Annotated in this window: 21 protein-coding genes; 8 read left to right on the top strand and 13 right to left on the bottom strand. The window is 68.0% G+C overall.

The window, feature by feature from the left end; genetic code table 11:
- Positions 1 to 24 precede the first annotated feature (24 nt).
- From J2W68_RS00585 to miaB, 6 genes are all read right to left on the bottom strand, one after another.
- Positions 25 to 2,064: a glycoside hydrolase family 97 protein gene (locus J2W68_RS00585; RefSeq protein WP_310231594.1), complete on the bottom strand. Its 2,040-nt coding sequence runs from the start codon at positions 2,062 to 2,064 to the stop codon at positions 25 to 27.
- A gap of 157 nt (positions 2,065 to 2,221) precedes the next feature.
- Positions 2,222 to 3,439: a DUF4105 domain-containing protein gene (locus J2W68_RS00580; RefSeq protein WP_310231591.1), complete on the bottom strand. Its 1,218-nt coding sequence runs from the start codon at positions 3,437 to 3,439 to the stop codon at positions 2,222 to 2,224.
- Positions 3,426 to 4,295 (bottom strand): HlyC/CorC family transporter, encoded by an 870-nt coding sequence (locus tag J2W68_RS00575; protein ID WP_310231589.1) that lies wholly within the window; start codon positions 4,293 to 4,295, stop codon positions 3,426 to 3,428. The genes J2W68_RS00580 and J2W68_RS00575 overlap by 14 nt, the downstream gene beginning before the upstream one ends.
- Before the next feature lie 75 nt (positions 4,296 to 4,370).
- Complete coding sequence (gene ybeY, locus J2W68_RS00570; protein WP_310231586.1) at positions 4,371 to 4,859, bottom strand: rRNA maturation RNase YbeY; 489 nt, start codon at positions 4,857 to 4,859, stop codon at positions 4,371 to 4,373.
- Complete coding sequence (locus tag J2W68_RS00565; protein ID WP_310231584.1) at positions 4,856 to 5,833, bottom strand: PhoH family protein; 978 nt, start codon at positions 5,831 to 5,833, stop codon at positions 4,856 to 4,858. Before J2W68_RS00565 ends, ybeY begins: the two co-directional genes overlap by 4 nt.
- A 60-nt stretch (positions 5,834 to 5,893) precedes the next feature.
- The gene (gene miaB, locus J2W68_RS00560) at positions 5,894 to 7,336 is read right to left on the bottom strand and encodes a tRNA (N6-isopentenyl adenosine(37)-C2)-methylthiotransferase MiaB (protein ID WP_310231581.1); all 1,443 of its coding nucleotides are present in this window, start codon (positions 7,334 to 7,336) and stop codon (positions 5,894 to 5,896) included.
- A gap of 192 nt (positions 7,337 to 7,528) precedes the next feature.
- Here miaB and J2W68_RS00555 point away from each other — a divergent pair, with 192 nt between their 5' ends.
- The 6 genes from J2W68_RS00555 to J2W68_RS00530 all read left to right on the top strand — a co-directional run bounded on the left by J2W68_RS00555 (position 7,529) and on the right by J2W68_RS00530 (position 12,636).
- Entirely contained in the window at positions 7,529 to 8,482 is a 954-nt protein-coding gene (locus tag J2W68_RS00555; protein WP_430539637.1) for a lytic transglycosylase domain-containing protein, read from the top strand.
- Between the two features lie 156 nt (positions 8,483 to 8,638).
- Entirely contained in the window at positions 8,639 to 9,274 is a 636-nt protein-coding gene (gene petA, locus J2W68_RS00550) for a ubiquinol-cytochrome c reductase iron-sulfur subunit (RefSeq protein WP_430539636.1), read from the top strand.
- A complete protein-coding gene (locus J2W68_RS00545; RefSeq protein ID WP_310231576.1) occupies positions 9,274 to 10,533 on the top strand; it encodes a cytochrome b in 1,260 nt (419 codons plus the stop codon). Before petA ends, J2W68_RS00545 begins: the two co-directional genes overlap by 1 nt.
- Positions 10,526 to 11,284 carry a cytochrome c1 gene (locus tag J2W68_RS00540; protein ID WP_310231573.1) on the top strand — a complete coding sequence of 253 codons (759 nt, stop codon included), beginning with the start codon at positions 10,526 to 10,528 and terminating at the stop codon, positions 11,282 to 11,284. Before J2W68_RS00545 ends, J2W68_RS00540 begins: the two co-directional genes overlap by 8 nt.
- A 181-nt stretch (positions 11,285 to 11,465) precedes the next feature.
- The gene (locus J2W68_RS00535; RefSeq protein ID WP_310155478.1) at positions 11,466 to 12,086 is read left to right on the top strand and encodes a glutathione S-transferase N-terminal domain-containing protein; all 621 of its coding nucleotides are present in this window, start codon (positions 11,466 to 11,468) and stop codon (positions 12,084 to 12,086) included.
- Between the two features lie 67 nt (positions 12,087 to 12,153).
- Positions 12,154 to 12,636, top strand: a complete 483-nt coding sequence (locus J2W68_RS00530; protein ID WP_310231571.1) for a ClpXP protease specificity-enhancing factor — start codon at positions 12,154 to 12,156, stop codon at positions 12,634 to 12,636.
- 70 nt (positions 12,637 to 12,706) lie between these two features.
- Here the strand turns inward: J2W68_RS00530 and J2W68_RS00525 are convergent, their stop codons facing one another.
- From J2W68_RS00525 to J2W68_RS00515, 3 genes are all read right to left on the bottom strand, one after another.
- Positions 12,707 to 13,048, bottom strand: coding sequence for a DUF3301 domain-containing protein (locus J2W68_RS00525; RefSeq protein WP_310231568.1), 342 nt, complete (start codon positions 13,046 to 13,048; stop codon positions 12,707 to 12,709).
- A gap of 198 nt (positions 13,049 to 13,246) precedes the next feature.
- Positions 13,247 to 14,119: a carboxylating nicotinate-nucleotide diphosphorylase gene (gene nadC, locus J2W68_RS00520; RefSeq protein WP_310231565.1), complete on the bottom strand. Its 873-nt coding sequence runs from the start codon at positions 14,117 to 14,119 to the stop codon at positions 13,247 to 13,249.
- Positions 14,116 to 14,385, bottom strand: coding sequence for a Trm112 family protein (locus J2W68_RS00515; protein ID WP_310155490.1), 270 nt, complete (start codon positions 14,383 to 14,385; stop codon positions 14,116 to 14,118). The genes nadC and J2W68_RS00515 overlap by 4 nt, the downstream gene beginning before the upstream one ends.
- A gap of 123 nt (positions 14,386 to 14,508) precedes the next feature.
- Here J2W68_RS00515 and purE point away from each other — a divergent pair, with 123 nt between their 5' ends.
- Both purE and J2W68_RS00505 read left to right on the top strand, forming a co-directional pair.
- Positions 14,509 to 15,012 carry a 5-(carboxyamino)imidazole ribonucleotide mutase gene (gene purE / locus J2W68_RS00510; protein WP_310231563.1) on the top strand — a complete coding sequence of 168 codons (504 nt, stop codon included), beginning with the start codon at positions 14,509 to 14,511 and terminating at the stop codon, positions 15,010 to 15,012.
- 208 nt (positions 15,013 to 15,220) lie between these two features.
- On the top strand, positions 15,221 to 16,363 hold the full coding sequence (locus J2W68_RS00505) for a 5-(carboxyamino)imidazole ribonucleotide synthase (protein WP_310231560.1): 1,143 nt from the start codon (positions 15,221 to 15,223) through the stop codon (positions 16,361 to 16,363).
- Positions 16,364 to 16,780: 417 nt separating this feature from the next.
- Here J2W68_RS00505 and J2W68_RS00500 read toward each other — a convergent pair whose 3' ends face one another.
- The 4 genes from J2W68_RS00500 to J2W68_RS00485 form a co-directional block, all read right to left on the bottom strand.
- Positions 16,781 to 17,584, bottom strand: coding sequence for a heme ABC transporter ATP-binding protein (locus tag J2W68_RS00500; protein WP_310231557.1), 804 nt, complete (start codon positions 17,582 to 17,584; stop codon positions 16,781 to 16,783).
- Positions 17,581 to 18,567 (bottom strand): FecCD family ABC transporter permease, encoded by a 987-nt coding sequence (locus J2W68_RS00495; RefSeq protein ID WP_310231554.1) that lies wholly within the window; start codon positions 18,565 to 18,567, stop codon positions 17,581 to 17,583. The genes J2W68_RS00500 and J2W68_RS00495 overlap by 4 nt, the downstream gene beginning before the upstream one ends.
- 68 nt (positions 18,568 to 18,635) lie before the next feature.
- Complete coding sequence (locus J2W68_RS00490; RefSeq protein ID WP_310231551.1) at positions 18,636 to 19,688, bottom strand: heme/hemin ABC transporter substrate-binding protein; 1,053 nt, start codon at positions 19,686 to 19,688, stop codon at positions 18,636 to 18,638.
- 67 nt (positions 19,689 to 19,755) lie between these two features.
- Positions 19,756 to 21,138, bottom strand: a complete 1,383-nt coding sequence (locus J2W68_RS00485; RefSeq protein ID WP_310231548.1) for a YncE family protein — start codon at positions 21,136 to 21,138, stop codon at positions 19,756 to 19,758.
- Between the last annotated feature and the right edge of the window lie 40 nt (positions 21,139 to 21,178).

Raw genomic sequence — 21,178 nt, 5'->3', positions numbered from 1 at the left:
CGCGCGCGAGCGCGCTCCTACAGGTCAATGCGCGACGAAGCGGATCGCCTGGCCGCCGCCGGACGCCATCGCGATCGACAGCGTGTCGCCTGCGCCGACTTCACGCGACTCGATCGCGATCGCATGTGGATTGGTGCGCCAGCCCGCGCCGTCACCATCGCGGTAGATCTGCGCGGTGTAACGGCGGCCGGGTTCGAGGAAGTCCAACGGCAGCGCAACGGTGCGCGCCGTGTCGTCGGTCACCGCGCCCAGATACCAGTCGTCGCCACCGCGCTCGCGTCGGGCGATCACCGCGTATTCGCCGACCGCGCCATCGAGCGCAAGGGTGTCGTCCCAGTCCACCGGCACGTCGCGAACGAACTGGAACGCCTCGGGCCGCGATTCGTAATGCTCCAGCAGATCGGCGGCCATCTGCAGCGGGCTGTAGATCACCACGTACAGCGCCAGTTGCTTGGCCAGCGTCGTCGCCATCGGCGTACCCGACTTGGTGTCCATGCCGAAGATACCCGGCGTGAAGTCCATCGGCCCGGCGAGCAGGCGCGTGTAGACCAGCGTCGCCTCGTGTTCCGGCGGATTGCCCGGCTGGCCCCAGGCGTTGTACTCCATGCCGCGCGCGCCCTCGCGGGCGACGAGGTTCGGGTATGTGCGGCGCAGGCCGGTGTCCTTGACCGGTTCGTGCGGGTTGACGCTGATGCGGTGCTGCGCAGCGGCCTCCACGACGCGCTGGTGGTGACGCACCATCGACTGGCCTTCATGCCAGGCGTAGTGCAGCGCGCCGTCGTCGCTGCGCACCTTGGCCTGGCCCGCGTCGGCGACATAGCCGGTCTTGACCGCCTGCACGCCGAGGCGGCCGTAGAGCGCCATCGCATCGTCGAGCTGCGCTTCGTAGTGCGCGGCGTGGCCCGAGGTTTCGTGGTGGCCGATCAGGGTCACGCCTTGTTCGCGTGCATGCCGCGTCACCGCTTCGATGTCGAAGTCCGGATAGGGCTGGGTGAAGCTGAAGGTTTCGCCGTTGCCGAACCAGTCGCCGTCCCAGCCGACGTTCCAGCCTTCGACCAGCACGCCGCCGATGCCGTTCGCCGCGGCGAAATCGATGTGCCGGATCGCGTGCGCAGTGGTCGCGCCGTGCTTCGGGCCGGACGCCCAGGTCTTGCGGTCGAGATGCATTTCCCACCAGATGCCGACGTACTTCATCGGCCGCACCCACGACACATCGCCCAGCGCATTGGGGGCGTTGAGGTTGAGGACCAGGCCCGACTCGACCAGTCCGCCGGCGCGGTCGCTGATCTGAATCGTGCGCCAGGGCGTCGCGAACGGCGTCGCCACTTCGACCTTCGCCGCGCCGATGCCGGGCGTCAGCGCGGCGCGGAAGCGACGCCCATCGACGCGCGCGAGATTCATGCCTGAATAGTCGACCAGCGCGGCCTCGTGGATCGACAGGTGCAATCCGTCGACAGTGCGCAGCGTGATCGGCGTCTGCGCCTGGCCGACTTCCTCGACCGGCGTGCGGTGGTAGATGTACTCCTCGCGGTTCCATTCGAATGCGGGGATCCACCACGCGGTCGCGGCGTCGGCGATCTCGAACTCGGTCAGTTCCTCGGCGATCGACAGGCGATCGAGCCCGGGCTGCTTCGGCACGTCGTAGCGGAAGCCGACGCCGTCGTCGAACACCCGGAACACCACGTCGAAACGGCGCTTCGGGCCGGCGGTTTCTGCCAGCGTGACCCGCAGCTCGTTGTGGTGGTCGCGCATCTGCCGGCGCTCGCCCCAGGGCTGCTCCCAGCGTTCGTCTTGCGTGCGCGTCGCCTGCTCGACGATCGCCAGGTTGCGTTCGAACTTGCGCGTGTCGGTGAACATCAGGCCCAGGCGCGACGGCGCGAGCACCGGACGGCCATCGCGACTGACCGCGTAGCTGGCGCGGCCCTCGTTGTCGGTCGTGACTTCGACGGTGATACGGGCATCCGGCGATGCGATGCGCGCGCTTGTGCGCGGCTCAGCGGCAGAGGTGGCGAAGGTGGCGAGCGGCAGCAACGCGGCCAGCAATCCGGCAAGACGGTTCGACATCGTGCGGCACCCTCCCAGGCGCGATCGATCGTGCATTTGTCCGGATTCTTGCACGCGCATTCCGCGCGGTTCGTCTGCATACGTATGCAGCGTGTAGGAGCGCGCTTGCGCGCGATGGAGCTCTACGGGAAAGACCCTGTCGCGCGCAAGCGCGCTCCTACAACGCTTGCCGCTTGCGGAACGCGCACCACAACGCCACATGCACCGGCATCAGCAGCGACAGCCAGGCCGCGTTGCGCTGCGGCAGCACCGGCAGCCAGTGCAGGAACAGGGCTGCGATGCCGGACAGCAGCACCGTGGCCAGCACCCAGCCGAACAGCGGGCCGGGCGCGCGACCGCGCGCGATGCGCCAGCCGCCGGGCAGCAGCAGCAGGCACAGCGGATTGAACAGCAGCAAATTGTGGTTGCGCCAGGCGAAGCCGTGTTCGGTGCCCAGCCACAGGAACAGCATCACGCCGCCGAGCAGGGCGCTCACGGTCCAGAACGGCAATGCAATCGCCGCCAGCGCGCGCGGCGCGATGCGGCCTGTCGCCAGGATCAACGCGCCCAGCACCAAGCCGGCCACCAGCCACGGCCACAGCAGACGTGCGCGCTCGGGAGGTTCCGGCGCCTGCGTGTGCGGCACGATGATCTGCTCGCCCGATACCAGCGGCCGCCCATCGAGATTGCGCGCGCTGCGCAACGCATCGGCAAGGCGCATCGGCACAAACGCGTCTTCCCACAGGGCGTTCGGGCGGTCGGCGGCCGGGCCCAGGCCGATGTCGAAACCCAGCCACATCCACAGTGCCGGCGAGGCCAGCCGCACTGCATCACCGCGATAGGTATTGCCGCGCGATCGTCCCTGCAGCTGGTTGCGCAGCGCGCCGCCGAGCGTGGTGTCGATTGCGTCGCGCACGCGCGTGGAGCAGTTGTCGGTGAAATAGTCGTAGCGGTAGTGCGCGTTCTCGGGCATCGCGTTCTCGGCCAGCGCCGCGGCGAGCGCGCGCGCCTGCGCCGGATCGAGATCCAGCCACTGGATCGACACACCGCGGCCCACTTCCCGGTAATAGGCGAGGTCTTCGGTCAGCGGCAGGGCGGCGAGCATGTAGCGCATGTCGCCGCGGATGAAACGTGGCACGAAGTCCGGCTCGTTCGGATCGAAGAAGCCGAAGTTGTAAGACAACGGTTCCGGCTCGGCGGGATCGTCGACGACGAGTGCGTTGTGGCCGAAGCGCTCGAAGAACACATCGCCGGGCTGCATCGTCGCCACGCCGATGCGTGGCGCCCCGCTGTCCTGCGCGGCCGCGAGCAGCGGCCACAGCGTTAGGCACAGCAGCAGGGCCAGCGCACGCGCGAACACGCGCGACGGCCGGCGCAACGGATCAGGCTTCGGCATGCACGCTGACGTGCAGGGCATGCAGGCGTCGCGAGTCGGCGTCGGTGACACGGAATGCGAAGCGGCCGAGCGTGAGTTCTTCGCCGACCTCGGGCAGGTGTCCGATCGCATCGGTGATCACACCGCCGATGGTGTCGTACTCGGCGTCGTCGAAATCGGAGCCGAAACGCTCGTTGAAGTCAGAAATCGGCGTCAGCGCGCTGACCGCGAACTGGCCGTCGGCCTGGGCGGCGATCAGCGCGTTCGGATCCTCGGCATCGTCATGCTCGTCATCGATCTCGCCGACGATTTCCTCGAGCACGTCCTCGATCGTCACCAGTCCGGCGACACCGCCGTACTCGTCGATGACGATCGCCATGTGGTTGCGCGACAGGCGGAACTCCCGCAACAGCACGTTGAGCTTCTTGGATTCGGGGATCAGCACCGCGGGGCGCAGCAGCTCGTGGATCGAGCCGGGACCGTTGTCGGCGACCACGCCGCGCAGCAGGTCCTTGGCCAGCAGGATGCCGAGGATCTCGTCCTTGTCTTCGCCGTGCACCGGAAAACGCGAATGCCCGGACTCGACGACCTGTTTCATCAGGTCGAGAAACGGCGCATCTGAGGGCAGCGCGACCATCTGCGCGCGCGACACCATCACGTCACCAACCGTCTTGCTGGAGATGCCCAGCGCACCTTCGAACATGCGCAGCGTGTCGGCATCGATCAGGCCGTCGGCATGGGTGTCGCGGAGCAGTTCCACGAGGTCTTCGCGGTTGCTCGGTTCGCCGGAAATCGCGGAGCTCAGGCGCTCGAGCCAGCCGCGGCGACGCTCCTGGGGTTCGGAGGCGGGGGAAGGTCGACTGTCGTCCTCGGACATGGCGTGGTGCTTGGTTCGCAAATCACCCGGATCGGGCGTGGATGGCAGTCTATCAGGCCACCGTGGCGGCGCCTGTCAGCGCAGCTCGCCGGCGTAGGGGTCGTCGATGCCGAGGCCCGCGAGGATGCCCCGTTCGAGCTGCTCCATGGCCTCGGCGTCCTTGTCGTCCTCGTGGTCCCAGCCGAGCAGATGCAGCACGCCGTGCACGGTGAGGTGCGCGTAATGCGCGTTCAGGGGTTTCCCCTGTTCGGCGGCCTCGCGCGCAACGACCGGCGCGCACAGCACCAGATCGCCGAGCAGCGGCAGGCGCACGCCCTCGGGCAGACCTTCCGGCAGCTCCGCCGGGAAGCTCAGCACATTGGTCGCGTAGTCCTTGCCGCGGTAGTGGCGGTTGAGCGCGCGGCCTTCGTCCTCGTCCACAAGCCGGATCGCCAGATCCGCTTCGCGGATGCGTCCCGACAGTGCGGCCGCTGCCCATCTGCGGAAACTTGCTGCAGCGGGCAGCCCCTTGCGGGGCAAGGCGTAACCCACTGCGACATCGAGACGGGTCGGCCCCTGGGTCATGCGCGCGGCGCCGGGCCGGTCGCGGCATCGCGGCGCTCATAGGCGGTGACGATGCGGGCGACCAGCGGGTGACGCACCACATCGCGCGCCTCGAAGAACGTGAAGCTGACGCCGTCGACTTCGTGCAGGACCTCGATTGCATCACGCAGCCCGGACTTCACGTGCTTGGGCAGATCGATCTGGGTGAGATCGCCGGTCACGACCGCGGTCGAACCGAACCCCAACCGGGTCAGGAACATCTTCATCTGCTCGATCGTCGTGTTCTGCGCCTCGTCGAGAATCACGAACGCGTCGTTCAACGTGCGCCCACGCATGTAGGCCAGAGGCGCGATCTCGATGACATTGCGCTCCAGCAGCTTGGCCACCTTCTCCACGCCGAGCATCTCGTAGAGCGCGTCGTAGAGCGGACGCAGGTAGGGATCGACCTTCTGGGTCAGATCGCCTGGCAGAAACCCCAGCTTCTCGCCGGCCTCGACCGCGGGCCGGACCAGGATCAGCCGCTGGACCTTGGACTCGTTGAGTGCCTCGACCGCCATCGCCACCGCGAGGAAGGTCTTGCCGGTACCGGCCGGGCCCACGCCGAAATTGATGTCGTGGCCGGTGATCTTGTGCAGGTACTTGGCCTGGTTGGCACCGCGCCCGCGGATCGTGCCGCGCTTGACCCGCACCGAAACTTCCTGCGGCGTGTAGTCCTCTTCGACGTTCGCCGGGCTCAACCGCAGGTTGATTGCATGGCTGTCGAGCACCTCCGCCTCGCTCTCCGCGTACAGCGCCTTGAGCAGCTTCTCGGTGCGGTCGAGCATGGCTCCATCGCGACCGGTGACGCGGAAGATGTTGCCCCGGTTGGCGATCTCGACGCCCAGACGCAACTCGATCTGGCGCAGGTGGCCGTCGAAGGGGCCGGCGAGATTGGACAGGCGCTCGGAGTCCGCGGGCTCGAGCAGGAAAGTGCGTTCGGGAAGGGCGTTGGTCATGGCGCGGATTCTAGCGAGGGTCGCGACAGGCGGACGTGTAAATCCCCTCCGCGGCGCGGTTCAGTCAGTGTCGCGCAGCACGAGGCGGCCACGCAGCGAATTGCTCAGTGCGGCGGTGATCTCGACATCCACGAACTGGCCGATCAGCCGCGCCGGCGCCGGGAAGTTCACCGAGCGCATGTTCTCGGTCTTGCCGGTGAGCTCGGTCGGATCCTTGCGTGACGGGCCTTCGACCAGCACGGTCTGCACGCTGCCGACCATCGCGGCGGAGATGCCGGCGGCGTGGGCGTTGATGTGTGCCTGCAGGCGCGACAGACGCGCGTGCTTTTCTTCCTGGGTCACCGAATCCTCGAGATCCGATGCCGGGGTGCCCGGGCGGCGCGAATAGATGAAGGAGAACGACTGGTCGAAGCCGACGTCCTCGATCAGCTTCATCGTCTTCTCGAAATCAGCCTCGGTCTCGCCGGGAAAACCGACGATGAAATCCGACGAGATCGAGATGTCCGGGCGCACCGCGCGCAGCTTGCGGATCTTCTGCTTGAACTCTAGCGCCGTGTAGCCGCGCTTCATCGCCGACAGGATGCGGTCGCTGCCCGACTGCACCGGCAGGTGCAGGTAGTTCGCCAGTTGCGACACGTCGCGATAGGCCTCGACCAGCGAGTCGGAGAACTCCAGCGGGTGCGAGGTGGTGAAGCGGATGCGGTCGACGCCGTCGATCTCGGCGATGGTGCGGATCAGCAGGCCGAGATCGGCGATCTCGCCGTCGCCCATCGGGCCGCGGTACGCATTGACGTTCTGCCCCAGCAGGTTGATCTCGCGCACGCCCTGACCGGCCAGTTGCACCACCTCGACCAGCACGTCCTCGAACGGCCGGCTGACTTCCTCGCCGCGGGTGTAGGGCACCACGCAGAACGAGCAGTACTTCGAGCAGCCTTCCATGATCGACACGAACGCGCTCGGCCCTTCGGCGCGCGGCTCGGGCAGGCGGTCGAACTTCTCGATCTCGGGAAAACTGATGTCGACCTGCGGTAGACCGGTCTCGCGCTTGGCGCGGATCAGTTCGGGCAGGCGATGCAGGGTCTGCGGGCCGAACACCAGGTCCACGTAGGGCGCACGCTTGACGATCGCCTCGCCTTCCTGCGACGCGACGCAGCCGCCGACACCGATCAGCACCGGCTTGCCGTCCTTCTTCAGCGCCTTCCAGCGGCCGAGCTGGCTGAAGACCTTCTCCTGCGCCTTCTCGCGGATCGAGCAGGTGTTGACCAGCACGACGTCGGCTTCCTCGACGTTGTCGGTCAGTTCCAGGCCATCGCTGGCCGCAAGCACGTCGGCCATCTTGGCCGAGTCGTACTCGTTCATCTGGCAGCCGTGGGTCTGGATATAGAGCTTTCCCCGCGGCGGCGCGCCGTCGCCGGGCTTGCGCGGCACCGGGGCGCTTGACACCGGTGCTGCGGAGAGGTCGGAAGCGGGCGCGCTCGGCGCCGCGGAAGCGGTCTGGGTCATGGCGTGTCCGGGGCGCGGCGTTGAAGCGCTTCACAACAGCGAAGCTGGTCGTCCGGGCCGGATGGCTGGAATGGGGCGGGCAGTGTACCGGGAAGCGCTGGAGCCGCGGCGCGGGGGAGGCGCGGCATCTCCGTCAGCGGCGTTCGCAATCAAGCACTTGGCAACGGTCGCCGAACATCGGACACTTCGCCCGTGAAACGGGGATGGGGACTCATCGCGACACTCGGTCTGCTGGCGGCCTTTCCGGTTGCCGGCAGTACGCTGTATCGCTGCGATTCCGGCGACGGCATCCCGCAGTACGTCAGCAAGCGCGTCAGCGGCGCCAGTTGCCGGGTGGTGAGCAGCGCGCCTGCTGCGCCGCGTACCAGCGCCCCTCGTGCAGCGCGCCCGGCTGCCACAACCCCCGCGCCGACCACAGCGCCCGCGAATGTCGACAGCGGTGCCCCTGCGACCTTCATGGGTGGTACCTCCGCAGCTGCACCTGCCTCCACGCCGCAACCGGCACGGCCGGCCGCCGCCACGCCAGCGCCGGCCGCCAGAGCTGCGCAGGGCGGCAGCCAACGGCGCCTGCAGCAGGGCCAGGTCTATTCGTACGTGAAAGATGGCGTGCGCCACTACAGCAGCAGCCGGCCGGCCGGCGGCGCCCAGGTGGCTGCGGTCCGCACGATCCGCTACAGCTTCTTCGAGACCTGCTACGCCTGCGGCGCGGCGCCGGGGGTGAACTTCGGCAACGTGCGGCTCAACGAGAACGCCTACCGCGATGAAGTGGCACGGGCGTCGCGCGAGTTCGGCGTGGACGAAGCGATCGTCCGCGCGATCATGCACGCCGAGTCCGCATTCAACCCCAATGCGCTGTCGCGCGCAGGCGCCCAGGGCCTGATGCAGCTGATGCCGGCCACCGCGGCGCGCTTCGGCGTGGTCAATGCCTTCGACCCGGAGCAGAACATCCGCGGCGGCGTCGAATATCTCGCCTGGCTGTTGAAGCGCTTCAACGGGGATCTGACCCTGGCCGCGGCCGGTTACAACGCCGGCGAAGGCGCGGTGCAGCGCCACGGCGGGGTGCCGCCGTACGCGGAGACCCAGCGCTACGTGGTCCGCGTCGGCACGTTAGCCGACCGCTATCGCGGGCAACTTGCCAGCCGCTGAGCCGGTTGATGCGCGTGCGCGGCAAATCGATTGTCGGTCGATTCAGGGTTCCGCTACACTCGGGCCTCTCTATATATGCGGCCATCCGTCCCGAGCGGGCGAAACGGTCCGTGGCAGCCAGTACGCAACAGCTACCGAAAGAGGGCGGGGTACCGGATGGTCGATGAAGCGGTGAGCGGACCTGGTGGGGATGGTCCAGTCAATGAGGGGCGGCGTCGGTTCCTGACCGCCAGTACCCTGGTCGTGGGAGCGGTGGGCGCGGGCGTGACCGCGATTCCGTTCATCAAGTCATGGAATCCCAGCGCCCGGGCCAAGCTCGCCGGTGCGCCGGTGACCGTGGACATCAGTGCGCTGCAGGAAGGCCAACGCCTGGTTGCGGAGTGGCGCGGGCAGCCGATCTGGATCGTCAAGCGTTCCAAGGCGATCCTCGACGCACTGCCGACGCTCGACGGCATGCTCAAGGATCCCGAATCCGGGAATCCCGACCAGCAGCCGGCGTACGTGCTGGAGGCGAACCCCGAGCTGCGCTCGATCAAGTCCGACATCTCGGTGCTGGTCGGCCTGTGCACGCATCTGGGCTGTGCGCCGGAAATGGTCGCCGAGATCCGTCCGGCGCCGTTCGACGCCAACTGGAAGGGCGGCTATTTCTGCCCCTGCCACAAGTCGAAGTTCGACATGGCCGGTCGTGTCTACGACGGCGTGCCGGCGCCGACAAACCTGCTCGTGCCGCCGCACCACTATGCCGACGACAACACGATCGTCATCGGCGTCGATCCGCAGGGAGCCGCCTGATGGCCAACGTCCTCGTCCGCGGCGCCAACGGCGTCTTCAATTGGGTCACCGAGCGGGCACCGGCTTTGATGCCGATGTACCGCAAGCACATGACCGAGTACTACGCACCGAAGAATTTCAACATCTGGTACATCTTCGGCGTGCTGTCGCTGGTGGTGCTGGTCAACCAGATCCTGACCGGCATCTTCCTGACGATGCACTACAAGCCGAGCGCGACGGAAGCCTTCGCCTCGGTCGAATACATCATGCGCGACGTGGAGTGGGGCTGGCTGATCCGCTACATGCACTCCACCGGTGCGTCGCTGTTCTTCATCGTGGTCTACATCCACATGTTCCGCGGGCTGATGTACGGCAGTTACAAGAAGCCGCGAGAGCTGGTGTGGATTCTCGGCATGCTCATCTATCTGGTGCTGATGGCCGAAGCCTTCCTCGGCTACGTGCTGCCGTGGGGCCAGATGTCGTTCTGGGGCGCGAAGGTCATCATCTCGCTGTTCGGCGCGATTCCGGTGATCGGCAATGGCCTGACCGAATGGATCATGGGCGACTACCTGCCCTCTGACGCCACGCTCAACCGCTTCTTCGCCCTGCACGTGATCGCGTTGCCGCTGGTGCTGCTGCTGCTCGTCGTCCTGCACCTTGGCGCGCTGCATGAGGTGGGCTCGAACAATCCGGATGGCGTGGATATCAAGAAGGGGCCCAAGGGCAACCGCTGGTCGGCGACCGCGCCGGCCGACGGCATCCCGTTCCATCCCTACTATTCGGTCAAGGACGGCTTCTACGTCTGCTGCTTCCTGATCATCGCTGCCTTCATCATCTTCTTCGCGCCTGCGTTCGGCGGCTGGTTCCTCGAGCACGACAACTTCACCGAGGCCAACCGGCTGGTGACGCCCGAGCACATCAAGCCGGTCTGGTACTACACGCCGTACTACGCGATGTTGCGCGTCGTGCCGCACAAGCTCAGCGGTGTGCTGGTGATGTTCGGCGCGATCGCGATTCTGTTCCTGGTGCCGTGGCTCGACCGCTGCAAGGTGCGCTCGCATCGCTACCGTGGCCCGATCACCAAGATCATGCTTGCGATGCTGGTCGTGTGCTTCGTCTGGCTGGGCAAGATCGGCGCCGGTCCCGGTACCGATCCGGTGGAGACGATCATCGGCCGCGTGCTGACGTTCCTCTACTTCGCGTTCTTCATCACGATGCCGGTCTGGACCAAGCTCGACCGGACCAAGGCAGTTCCGGAACGGGTGACGCTGCATGACTGACCACGCCTTCGCCCGCAAGTTCTTCGCGCGCATCGCCACCACCGTCGCGGGCCTGCTGCTGTCGTTCGGCGCGTTCGCCGCCGCAGGCGGCCCGGTCGAGCAGGCCGGCACCGACATCGGTGACCGCGCGTCGCTGCAGCGCGGCGCGCAGCTGTACATGAACTACTGCGCCGGCTGCCACTCGCTGAAGTTCATGCGCTATTCGCGCATGGCCGAGGATCTGGGGCTGACCGAGGACGAGGTGATGAACAACCTCAACCTCACCGGCGCCGCCTATGGCGAGCACATCGTGTCGTCGATGACCGCCGAGCACGGCGCGCAGTGGTTCGGCCAGGCGCCGCCGGACCTGAGCCTGATCACCCGCGTGCGCGGCAGCGACTGGGTTTTCACCTATCTCAAGTCGTTCTACCTCGACGAGACGCGTCCACTGGGCTGGAACAACACGCTGTTCCCGAACGCATCCATGCCCAATCCGTTGTGGGAGATGCAGGGCCTGCAGCGTCCGGTGCACGGCGAAGTCGACGACACTGGCGAGCCGGTGGTCGCGCATCTGGAGCTGGGCACACCCGGCAGCCAGGACGCGCGCCAGTTCGACCAGACCGTCCGCGACATCACCACGTTCCTCGAATATGTCGGCGAGCCGGCGGCACTCAAGCGCCAGCAGCTCGGCGTCTGGGTGCTGCTGTTCCTGACCCTGCTGACGTTCCTGGCGTGGCTGCTGAAGCAGGAATACTGGCGCGACGTGCACTGATCGATTGCGCCCGCGGTGCTGCGCCGCAGGCGTTCCTCCGAGCCGTCCGGCCATTGCCGTCCGGCTCAGGGAAATGCGAGACTCGGGAAACCGCGACAACCGTCTGCGAGCAGCAGTCGGCGTCACCGGGCTGGCGGACTCCAGCCTCCGGACAGGCCGGGCGACGGCCGTGAGTGCATCCATGCGAAACGTGCTGACGCTGTTTTCTTCTGTCGATGATGTGCTCTGTCATCGTGCGCGCCTGGTGCTTGCCGCCAAGGGCGTGAACTACGACATGGTCCCGGTGGACGCGCAGAATCCTCCCGAGGATCTGATCGATCTCAACCCCTACCATTCCGTGCCGACCCTGGTGGAGCGCGATCTGGTGCTCTATGCCGCCAGCGTGGTCAGCGAGTATCTCGACGAGCGCTATCCGCATCCGCCGCTGATGCCGGTCGACCCGCTGTCGCGTGCGCGCCTGCGCCTGGCGATGCTGCGTATCGAGCATGACTGGGTGCCGCAGGTGCAGGCCATCCAGATGGGCAACAAGGCCCAGGCCGAGAGCGGCCGCAAGCGGCTCAAGGAACTGGTCACCGCGGCGGTGCCGCTGTTCAAGGCCAGCAAGTTCTTCCTCAATACAGAAATGAGCCTCGCCGATTGCGCGGTGGCGCCGATCGTCTGGCGTCTGCAGGCGCTCGACATCCCGTTGCCCAAGGATGGCGGCAAGGCGATCGAGGATTACGGCAACCGGATTTTCCGGAGCCCCGGCTTTGTCCGCAGCCTGACGCCGCAGGAGCGGCAACTGCGCGCGCTGCCCGAATAAACCGCGATGCCCGTTGTGTTCAGCCCTGTACGCCTGAACGTCGGTATGAACGGATAAACTGTCGCGCATGACGGACAGCACGCCCCCGATGACCAGCCATCGCCCGTACCTGCTGCGGGCGCTCTACGAGTGGATTGCCGACAACGGCATGACGCCGCACATCCTCGTCGATGCGCGGCAGCCGGGCGTGCGCGTGCCGGCGCATGCGGTCAAGGATGGTCGTATCGTGCTCAACGTCGCCGACCGCGCGGTCGGCAGGCTTGAGATGGACAATGAAAGCGTGCGGTTCTCCGCGCGGTTCGGTGGTGTTAGTCAGTCTGTGCTGGTGCCGGTGGGTGCGGTCCTGGCGATCTACGCGCGCGAAACCGGGCAGGGCATGGCGCTGCCGGAAGAGATCGTCGGTTCCGGCGAGCCCCGTGACGAGGCGGAAGACAGCGCACCGTCGCTGCATGCGGTCGACGGTGATGGCAACGCCGAAGGTCCCGACGATCCGCCGGATGGCGATACGCCCCCGGAGCCGCGCCGCGGGCACCTGCGCGTGGTGAAGTAAGCAGCGGATCGCGGTTCAACCTCACGTCCGCGGAACGTGGACGCGTCAGCATTGGTGCGCGATCAGCGCCTCAGTTGGTCCAGTGGATCGGCACGGCCTGAGGCCGGGTCGGGCCGCTGAAGGCGAGCAGCTGTTCGCCGCGCAGCACCAGATGCCCGATGTGGCGCTGCACACCGTCCTCCGAATACTCGAAGCGGAAGCTGCGTTCGACGCCCAGGCGCCCGTCGTCGCCTCGACGCAGCCGCATCGAATGTGCATGGACCGCCTGATCCAGCCACTGCACGCCCGCCCGCTCGCAGGCATCGCGCCCGAGTCGACCGGCGCGTTCGGCTGCTGCACGCGCGCTGCTCCACCACTGGAACGCCGCGAACGCAGCCAGCATGACGAAGATCATTGTCGGAAAGTCGGGCATGCGCGAACTGTGGCGGCGGCGGCGCGTGGTTACAAGTGTGGGCGTGGCGATGCCTGCATTGGCGCGCATCTCGGAGCTTGGCGCGAAGGGTGATTTCCGTCGGCTCGTCGTCGACGCGTCGGTGCGCCATCGAACCGGGACATCGTGGGACGTAAGATTTAGCGGCCGCGTTGCAAAACGTTCGCGCTCGCGTGGCGATCAGCCCGGCGGTGGGCCCAGCTTCAATGACAGATCGATCGCGTGGACGTGCTTGGTCAGCCCGCCGATCGAGACGAAGTCCACGCCGTCTTCGGCAATCGCGCGTAGGCCATCCAGATCCACGCTGCCCGAGACTTCCAGCGGAGTACGTCCGTCGTACGGCGTGGCGTGAGCGATACGCACGGCTTCGCGGCGTGTTGCGGCATCGAAGTCATCAATCAGCACCCGTGTGCAGCCGGCATCGAGCGCGGCGCGCAGTTCGTCCAGCGTTTCCACTTCGATCACCAGCGGCAGGCCCGGCGATTGCGCGCGCGCGGATGCGACCGCCGCGGCGATGCCGCCGGCCGCGCGCACGTGGTTTTCCTTGAGCATCACCGTGTCGTAGAGACCGGTCCGATGATTGTGGCCACCGCCGACGCGCACCGCGTATTTCTGCGCCAGCCGCAGGCCGGGCAACGTCTTGCGGGTGTCGAGAATGCGCGTCCCGGTGCCGGCCACGGCGGCGACGTGGCGCGCGGTGACGGTCGCCGTCGCGCTCAGCGTCTGCATGAAATTGAGCGAGGTGCGTTCTGCGCTGACCAGCGCGCGCGCGCGCGCGGCGAGCGTCGCGAGCACGGTCCCGGCGGCCACGCGATCGCCTTCGGCCACGCGCCAGTCGATGCGCACGTCGGGGTCGAGCGCGCGATGACAGGTGTCGAACCAGGGACGCCCGCAGATCACCGCGTCTTCCTTGCACAACAGATAGGCGATGTCGTCGCGGTCTGGAAGCAGCGCTGCGGTCACGTCACCGCTGCCGATGTCTTCAGCCAATGCCGCCGCGACGTTGTCTGCGACCGCCGCGTGCGGAATGTCGAAGCGGTCGGTTGCGCTCATGCCTTCGGAAAATCGGGGATCTGCCCAGTGGAGATGGCTTCTTCGACCAGCAGCACCGGAATGCCGTCGTCGACGCGGTAGACGCGCTTGCGATCGTGCGTGATCAGCGCCTCGCGCACCGGGCCGGCCTGCGCGGCGCCGTCTTCACGTCGCGCCGAGCCCGCGGCAATCGCCGCATTGAGCGCGTCGAGTCCCGCTGCATCGAGTAGCGCGAGCGGCTGGCGGCTGGCGGGGCAGACGAGAATATCGAGCAGCTTGCGGTCCATGGGCGGTCTTGTGCGGGCGTGGTGAGCGGACTGGAAGGGTAGCATTCGGCCCCGGGCGCCCGCTGCACGCGCACGATGCGGCCGGGGCGGATAAAATGCGTCTTTGTGGCCGGGGACCCCCCAATGACCGCCAGTTCCGTACCGCCGAAGGTCGGCATCGTGATGGGATCACGATCCGACTGGGACACGATGCAGCACGCCGCGCAGAAGCTCGAACAGCTCGGCGTCCCGCACGAAGTCCGCGTGGTGTCCGCGCATCGCACGCCCGATGTGCTGTTCGAATACGCGGCCAGTGCGCAGTCGCGCGGTCTGCGCGCGATCATTGCCGGCGCCGGTGGCGCGGCGCATCTGCCGGGCATGCTGGCGTCGAAGACCGCGGTGCCGGTGCTCGGCGTGCCAGTGCAATCCAAGGCGCTCAACGGCATGGACTCGCTGCTGTCGATCGTGCAGATGCCGGCCGGCATTCCGGTGGCGACGTTCGCGATCGGCAATGCGGGCGCCGCCAATGCGGCGCTGTTCGCGGCGGCGATGCTCGCGGCCGACGACGCGACGGTGGCCGCTGCGCTGGCCGAGTTCCGCCAACGCCAGACCGACGACGTTGCCGGCAACGACGACCCGCGTCGATGAGCGCGACCACGGTTGAACTCGATATGTGCGCGTCCCTGTTGCCCTCACCGCAACCGGGCCCCGGCCCGGCGCAGCGCGCCGGGCGTTCGGCCGGCCTGCGCGGCAGTGCCGCGCCAGCAGACCATCCTCACCCCGGAGGCAGAGGGCGCGCGGGCGCCGGGCGGGTCCGCTTCTCCTACGCGCTGTGTTCGCTGGAGTATCTGCGCGTATGACGACTGTCGGTATTTTGGGCGGCGGCCAGCTCGCCCGCATGCTCGCGTTGTCGGGCGCGCCGCTGGGTATGCGGTTCTTGGTCATGGACACCGCCGACGATGCCTGCGCCGGGCAATTCGCGCCGCTGCTGGTCGGGGATTATCGCGACGAGACTGCGCTGGCCGAGTTCGCCGGCAAGGTGGACGTGGCGACCTTCGATTTCGAAAACGTGCCGGCCGAGAGCGCGCACTGGCTGGCCGAGCGTGTGCCGGTGTTTCCCAGTCCCGACGCGCTGGCGCTGACCCAGGACCGCCTTGCCGAGAAAACCCTCTTCCGCGAACTGGGCATCCCGGTGCCGGACTTCGCCGATGTCGCGACGCGTGCGCAGCTCGATGACGCGGTCGCGCGCATCGGAACCCCGTGCATCCTCAAGACCCGGCGGCTGGGCTATGACGGCAAGGGCCAGTTCCGGATCAAGTCGCCAGCGGATGTCGATGCTGCGTGGGAGGCGCTCGGCGCGCAGGCGGAGACGGTCGGGCTGATCCTCGAAGGCTTCGTCGCGTTCCAGCGCGAGCTCAGCGTGGTCGCCGTGCGCGGTCGCGATGGCGAATTCCGCGCCTGGCCGTTGACCGAAAACTGGCATGTCGACGGCGTGCTGTCGGCGAGCCTGGCGCCTGCGCGCGTCGATGCCGCTCTGCATGCGACCGCGTTGTCGTATGCGCGCGCGATCGCGGAGCGTCTCGGCTACGTCGGCGTGTTCGCGCTCGAACTGTTCTGCCGTGATGGCGGGTTGCTCGCCAACGAACTCGCGCCGCGCGTGCACAACTCCGGGCACTGGACGATCGAAGGCGCCGAGACCTCGCAGTTCCAGAACCATCTGCGCGCGGTGCTCGGCCTGCCGCTTGGTGACACTGCCGTGCGCGGCACGGTCTGCATGCTCAACTGGATCGGCGCGATGCCGGATGCCTCGCCTGTGCTGTCGACGGCGGGCGGGCACTGGCACGACTACGGCAAGCAGCCGCGCGACGGCCGCAAGGTCGGCCACGCCACGTTGCGGGCGGACGAGGCCGAGGCATTGGCGCAGCGTCTGGCCGATGTCGGTGAGGCACTCGGACGTCAGGCGCAGGTCACGCCGGTGGTGGCGCGCCTGCGCGAGTGACGTGCCGACGGATGCACGCGTGAGCGTGCGCGCTGGCCCGAAGCGCGGTGACGTGATTGCGAGGCGAACACCTGTTCGCGCGCGAGCGCGCTCCTACAGGGCGCTCCGGTATTCGCGCGTGCCACATCGTCCTTCCGTAGGAGCGCGCTTGCGCGCGATGGGGGCAGCGGAACGACCGTCGCGCGCGAGCGCGTGCCGACAGGGTGCGCCGGTATCCGCGCAGGCCGCATCGTCCTTGTGTAGGAGCGCGCTTGCGCGCGAGGGAGACAGCGGACGAGCATTCGCGCGCGAGCGCGCTCCTACAGGGCGTTCGCGTGTCGACGCGCGCCTACACGGACACATTCGTTCGCTGGCCCCGAGGTCGATCGGCGCCTGGTCCACACCGCAGCTGCTGCGCGGCGTGCCTGGCAGGTTGGCTCAGTCGTCGGCGCGCGGATCGTCGCTGACGACCAGCGGTACACCGCGGGTCGGATGTTCGAGCACCAGCACCGGTTGGGCGTAGACGCGTTCGATCGTCGCCCGGGTCAGCACCTCGCGCGGGCTGCCGTCGGCGGCCACGCGGCCGTCTTGCAGCATCACGATGCGGTCGGCGTGGCCGGCGGCCAGGTTCAGATCGTGCAGCACAACGATCACGCAGGCGCCGTCGTCGGCGAGGCCGCGGGCGATGCGCAGTACGGATTCCTGGTGTTGCAGGTCGAGCGCGGCGGTGGGTTCGTCGAGGAAGACGACGGGTGTGGTCTGCGCCAGCACGCGGGCGAACGCGGTGCGCGAGGCTTCGCCACCGGACAGCGTCTGCACGTCGCGGCCTTCGAAATGCATCACGTCGGCTGACGTGAGCGCTGCATCGACGATGCGGCCGTCGGCATCCGGATCCGGCGCATGCGGCAGACGGCCCATGGCGACGACTTCGCGCACGCTGAAGCCGAAGCGCACGGCGTGGTCCTGCGGCAGCACGCTGCGCTCGCGGGCGAGTGGTCGCGCCTTCCAGTCGCGCAGTTCGGCGCCCGACAGGCGTACGCGGCCGGCGGCTGGCACGAGATCGCCGCTGGCGACCGCGAGCAGGGTGGATTTGCCGGCGCCGTTCGGGCCGACCAGTGCGGTCAGCGTGCCGCGCGCGAAGCGCAGATCAATCGCGTCGAGAATCGCGCGGCCGTCGATGCGCACGCTCACGCCGTCGAGCGCGAGCACGTCCTGCGCGAGGTCGGCGGCGTCGTGGCTCATGCGGCGCCCTTGCGACGCAACACCAGCCACAGGAAGAACGGCGCGCCGAGCGCGGCCGAGAACAGGCCGAGCGGAATCTCCGACGGCGGATCGAGGCTGCGCGCCGCGGTATCGGCGGCGACGATCAGCAGGCCGCCGGCGACCGCCGACAGCGGAATCAGCCAGCGATGTCCCGGCCCGGCGAGCAGCCGTACGAAATGCGGCACGACCAAGCCGACGAAGCCGACCACCCCGGCGAACGCCACGGCCGAGCCGACCAGCAGCGCGCAGACCGCGATCAGCATCAGCCGCGCGCGCTTCACGTCCAGGCCGATGTGCTGCGCCTGGCGCTCGCCGAGCGCGAGCATGTCGAGTGGCGTCGCGAGCGCGTGCAGTGCGACCGCGCCAAGCGCGAAGGCAGGCAGGGCGGCCAGCATCGAATTCCAGTTCGCCATCGCCAGCGAACCCATCTGCCAGAACACCAGCGACTGCAGCTCGTCGGCATCGGCGATATAGGTGAAGAAACCGATCGCGGCCGAGCACGCCGCCGCGATCGCGATGCCGACCAGCAGCAGGGTCGCGGTGCCGGTGCCGCGGTCGGGCCGCGCCAGGACGTAGATCAGCGTCGTCGTCGCCGCGCCACCGAGGAAGGCCGCGACCGGAATCGTCCACGCGCCGAATGCGGTCGCGCCGATCACGATCGCGCCAACCGCGCCGAGCGCCGCGCCGTGGGTCACGCCGACGATGCCCGGGTCGGCCAGCGGGTTGCCGAACAGGCCCTGCAGGCCGGCGCCGGCCATCGCCAGCGACGCGCCGACGATCACCGCCAGCAGCGCGCGCGGCACGCGCAGGTTCCACACCACCGAGATGTCGCGCTGGCTCAGTGCGCCGGCATCGGCCAGGCCCAGCTTGTGCGCGATCACATGGATCACGTCGCCCGGCGGAATGCGCAGCGGGCCGATGCCGAACGACAACACGATCACGACCACCAGCAGCGCCAGCATGCCGACGAACAATAGCCCGCCCGGCGGTCGCCGGACGAGACCTGTGCGTCGAGAGGCGGCGCCTGCCGTCACGCGCCGGGCAGCGCGTCGAGTTCGGCGGCCAGCGTGGCCATGGCCTGCGCCAGGGCAACCGCACCGGCACCGCCGCCGATGCTGCTCACCTTGAGCTGCGTATCGGGCATCACCCAGACGCGGTTGGCGAAGCCGGCCGGCGTCTGCCTGAGCGACGGGTACGCCTTCCACAGCCCGGCTTCGCCGCCGAACACGCGCAGGTCGTCCTCGCTGACGAGGACCACCTCGGGTTCGACCGCGACGATGCCCTCGTTGCTGAGCTGCGAATAGTTGGACACCTTGGCCTCGTCGCCGACATTGATGCCGCCGGCCAGGCGGATCAGCCCCGCGGCGGCGGTATCGGCCCCGCCGACGGTCGGCGAACCGCCGCCACCGGTCGCAGAAATGTGGATCACGCGCGGCTTGCGCGTATGGGTGGCAGCGATGCGCGCGGCTTCATCGAGCTGCTGCTGCACCTGCGTGGCGAGTTGCTCACCTTCGTCGGCATGGCCGAACACGGCTGCGAGCTTGCGCACCTTGTCCGGGATCGGCTGCAGCTCGTCGACGATCACCAGCGTCTGCCCGGCGTCGCGCAGCGGCTGCGCGAGCTTGCCGTGGCGGCGCAGGCTGTTGCCGACGAACAGCGTGCCGTCGAGGCTGAGGATGCCTTCGACGCCCGTCGTGCGGTTGAACAGAAAATGATGTTGCGCATTGCGGCCGGTCTCGGTGACGGCGTTGGTCGGCGCCGCGAACACCTGGTCGGACAGGCCCAGCGAATCCATGACCATCACGATGTCGTCGTTCCCGACGATCGTGCGCGCGGTGTCGGTGACCGTCACCTCGACGCCGTCGTCGGAACGCACGGTGACGGGCAGATCCTGCTGCGAACGCGCGACGCGTGGAATGTCGGTGCCGGCGATGCGCAGCCAGCCGTCGGACAGGGCGGCTTCGTCGGTCTGCACGGACGCATCGCCGGACGGTGCCACCTCGGGCGCCGGCGCACACGCAGCCAGCGCGCAAGCGAGGGCGAGGGCGAGAATCAGCGGGACGTGGACGCGGCGTGCGGACATCTTCAATTCCATCGCGGCAAAAAAAAGCAGCGGCCGGACCGGGTCCGGCCGCTGCGAGACACCGATTTTAGTTGGTTTTCGGCGTGATCCGGCGGATCTGGTCGCCGTCGACATCCTCGGCGCCGCGCGACTTGTTGATCGCGTACACCGTGCCGTTGCCGACGGGCAGCACATGGTTGGGGAACGTGCCGCCGTCGAGATTGGCGACGATGTTGCCGTTCGCGTCCACGGCGGTGATCGTGCCGGCGCCGCGGCTCGCGACATAGGCGAGCTGGCTGTGCGGGTCGAACGCGACGTACACCGCGCCCGCGCCCACGTAGACGTCATGCAGCACTTCACCGGTGTCGGCGTTGGCAATCACCAGGTTGTCGCTGCCCTGCGCCGTAACGTAGAGGCGGCGGCCCACCGGATCGATCGCGACACCGATGCCGCCGTTGATCGTGGGGAAGCGGAACATCTTGTCCACTGCGCCGGTGGCGCCATCGAGCACCACCACTTCACCGGTCGACAGGCCCACCGAATAAAGCTTGCCGCCCACCGGGTCGACGGTCAGCGCCATCGGACCGAACTCTTCGCCGCGCACGCCCGACGGGACGGTCAGGTCCTGCACGACCTCGAGCGTCTTCGCATCAAATGCCACGAACTTGCCGCCACCGAAACCGCTGGCCCACACGCGGTTGTCCTTGGTGTCGACGACGATGTCGCGGCCATGCGGGAGCACGCCCTTGTCGAACTGCTTGACCAGCGACAGGTCCGACTGGCGATACACGGCCACCGTGTCGTCGCGGGTATTGGTGACCCAGACGTTGCCGTTGGCGTCGTCGACGGCGACACCGTAGACCGCATACACGCGCCCATTGGTCTCGCCTTCGATCTGGGCCGGGGTCACGCGCGCGGTGATTTCCAGCGTCTCGGGATCGAGCTTGAGCAACTCCGACTGGCTGACCGGCGGCCGACCCACGGCGGCCGTGACGAACAGCGCGTTCGATGCCTGGCTGTGCGCGACCTGGTACAGGCCCTGCACCAGCTTGTTGGTGGTCACGTCATAGCGCTCGGCGCCCGACAGCGGCACGTCCTTGGAGACCTTCAGCTCGATCACGGCGGCGGCATCCGGGTTGGCGACACGCACGACCACCGGGTGGCGACCGACGGCCGCGTCGGCGGGCACCTGGACCTGGCCACTGACCCGGCCTTCGGCATCGGCGGTCCACGGGCGGGCATTGAGCACGGTCTCGCCGCGCAGCAGGGTCACCGCCTGGCCGGGCTTGAAGCCCTGGCCGGTCATGTCGACCGAGTCACCGGCCTTGATCACCGGGCTGGCGGCGCGCACGGCACCCTTGAAATCGGGATCCGGCTGGCCGAAGCCCTGTGCACCGACGGCGCCGAAGGCGGCGCACAGGGCGATGGACAGCGCGGCAAGGCGCAGACGACGCGAGGACAGCTTTTGCATGACGAACTCCTGGAGCGTGGATTTGACCGGCGTTGCATAT

This window comes from Luteimonas terrae (genome assembly GCF_031457535.1).
GTDB classification, from domain to species: domain Bacteria; phylum Pseudomonadota; class Gammaproteobacteria; order Xanthomonadales; family Xanthomonadaceae; genus Luteimonas; species Luteimonas terrae_A.
Note: the sequence above shows the minus strand (reverse complement) of the source record. Positions and strands in the feature narration are given on the sequence as shown.

Coding starts and splice junctions, on each gene's coding strand:
- J2W68_RS00545 (WP_310231576.1), top strand. CDS start 9,274: ATGGCCAACGTCCTCGTCCGCGGCGCCAACGGCGTCTTCAATTGGGTC.
- J2W68_RS00575 (WP_310231589.1), bottom strand. CDS start 4,295: ATGTCCGAGGACGACAGTCGACCTTCCCCCGCCTCCGAACCCCAGGAG.
- J2W68_RS00535 (WP_310155478.1), top strand. CDS start 11,466: ATGCGAAACGTGCTGACGCTGTTTTCTTCTGTCGATGATGTGCTCTGT.
- J2W68_RS00485 (WP_310231548.1), bottom strand. CDS start 21,138: ATGCAAAAGCTGTCCTCGCGTCGTCTGCGCCTTGCCGCGCTGTCCATC.
- J2W68_RS00515 (WP_310155490.1), bottom strand. CDS start 14,385: ATGGACCGCAAGCTGCTCGATATTCTCGTCTGCCCCGCCAGCCGCCAG.
- ybeY (WP_310231586.1), bottom strand. CDS start 4,859: ATGACCCAGGGGCCGACCCGTCTCGATGTCGCAGTGGGTTACGCCTTG.
- J2W68_RS00565 (WP_310231584.1), bottom strand. CDS start 5,833: ATGACCAACGCCCTTCCCGAACGCACTTTCCTGCTCGAGCCCGCGGAC.
- J2W68_RS00505 (WP_310231560.1), top strand. CDS start 15,221: ATGACGACTGTCGGTATTTTGGGCGGCGGCCAGCTCGCCCGCATGCTC.
- J2W68_RS00540 (WP_310231573.1), top strand. CDS start 10,526: ATGACTGACCACGCCTTCGCCCGCAAGTTCTTCGCGCGCATCGCCACC.
- J2W68_RS00525 (WP_310231568.1), bottom strand. CDS start 13,048: ATGCCCGACTTTCCGACAATGATCTTCGTCATGCTGGCTGCGTTCGCG.
- J2W68_RS00585 (WP_310231594.1), bottom strand. CDS start 2,064: ATGTCGAACCGTCTTGCCGGATTGCTGGCCGCGTTGCTGCCGCTCGCC.
- J2W68_RS00495 (WP_310231554.1), bottom strand. CDS start 18,567: ATGCTGGCGCTGCTGGTGGTCGTGATCGTGTTGTCGTTCGGCATCGGC.
- miaB (WP_310231581.1), bottom strand. CDS start 7,336: ATGACCCAGACCGCTTCCGCGGCGCCGAGCGCGCCCGCTTCCGACCTC.
- J2W68_RS00580 (WP_310231591.1), bottom strand. CDS start 3,439: ATGCCGAAGCCTGATCCGTTGCGCCGGCCGTCGCGCGTGTTCGCGCGT.
- petA (WP_430539636.1), top strand. CDS start 8,639: ATGGTCGATGAAGCGGTGAGCGGACCTGGTGGGGATGGTCCAGTCAAT.
- nadC (WP_310231565.1), bottom strand. CDS start 14,119: ATGAGCGCAACCGACCGCTTCGACATTCCGCACGCGGCGGTCGCAGAC.
- J2W68_RS00500 (WP_310231557.1), bottom strand. CDS start 17,584: ATGAGCCACGACGCCGCCGACCTCGCGCAGGACGTGCTCGCGCTCGAC.
- purE (WP_310231563.1), top strand. CDS start 14,509: ATGACCGCCAGTTCCGTACCGCCGAAGGTCGGCATCGTGATGGGATCA.
- J2W68_RS00490 (WP_310231551.1), bottom strand. CDS start 19,688: ATGTCCGCACGCCGCGTCCACGTCCCGCTGATTCTCGCCCTCGCCCTC.
- J2W68_RS00530 (WP_310231571.1), top strand. CDS start 12,154: ATGACGGACAGCACGCCCCCGATGACCAGCCATCGCCCGTACCTGCTG.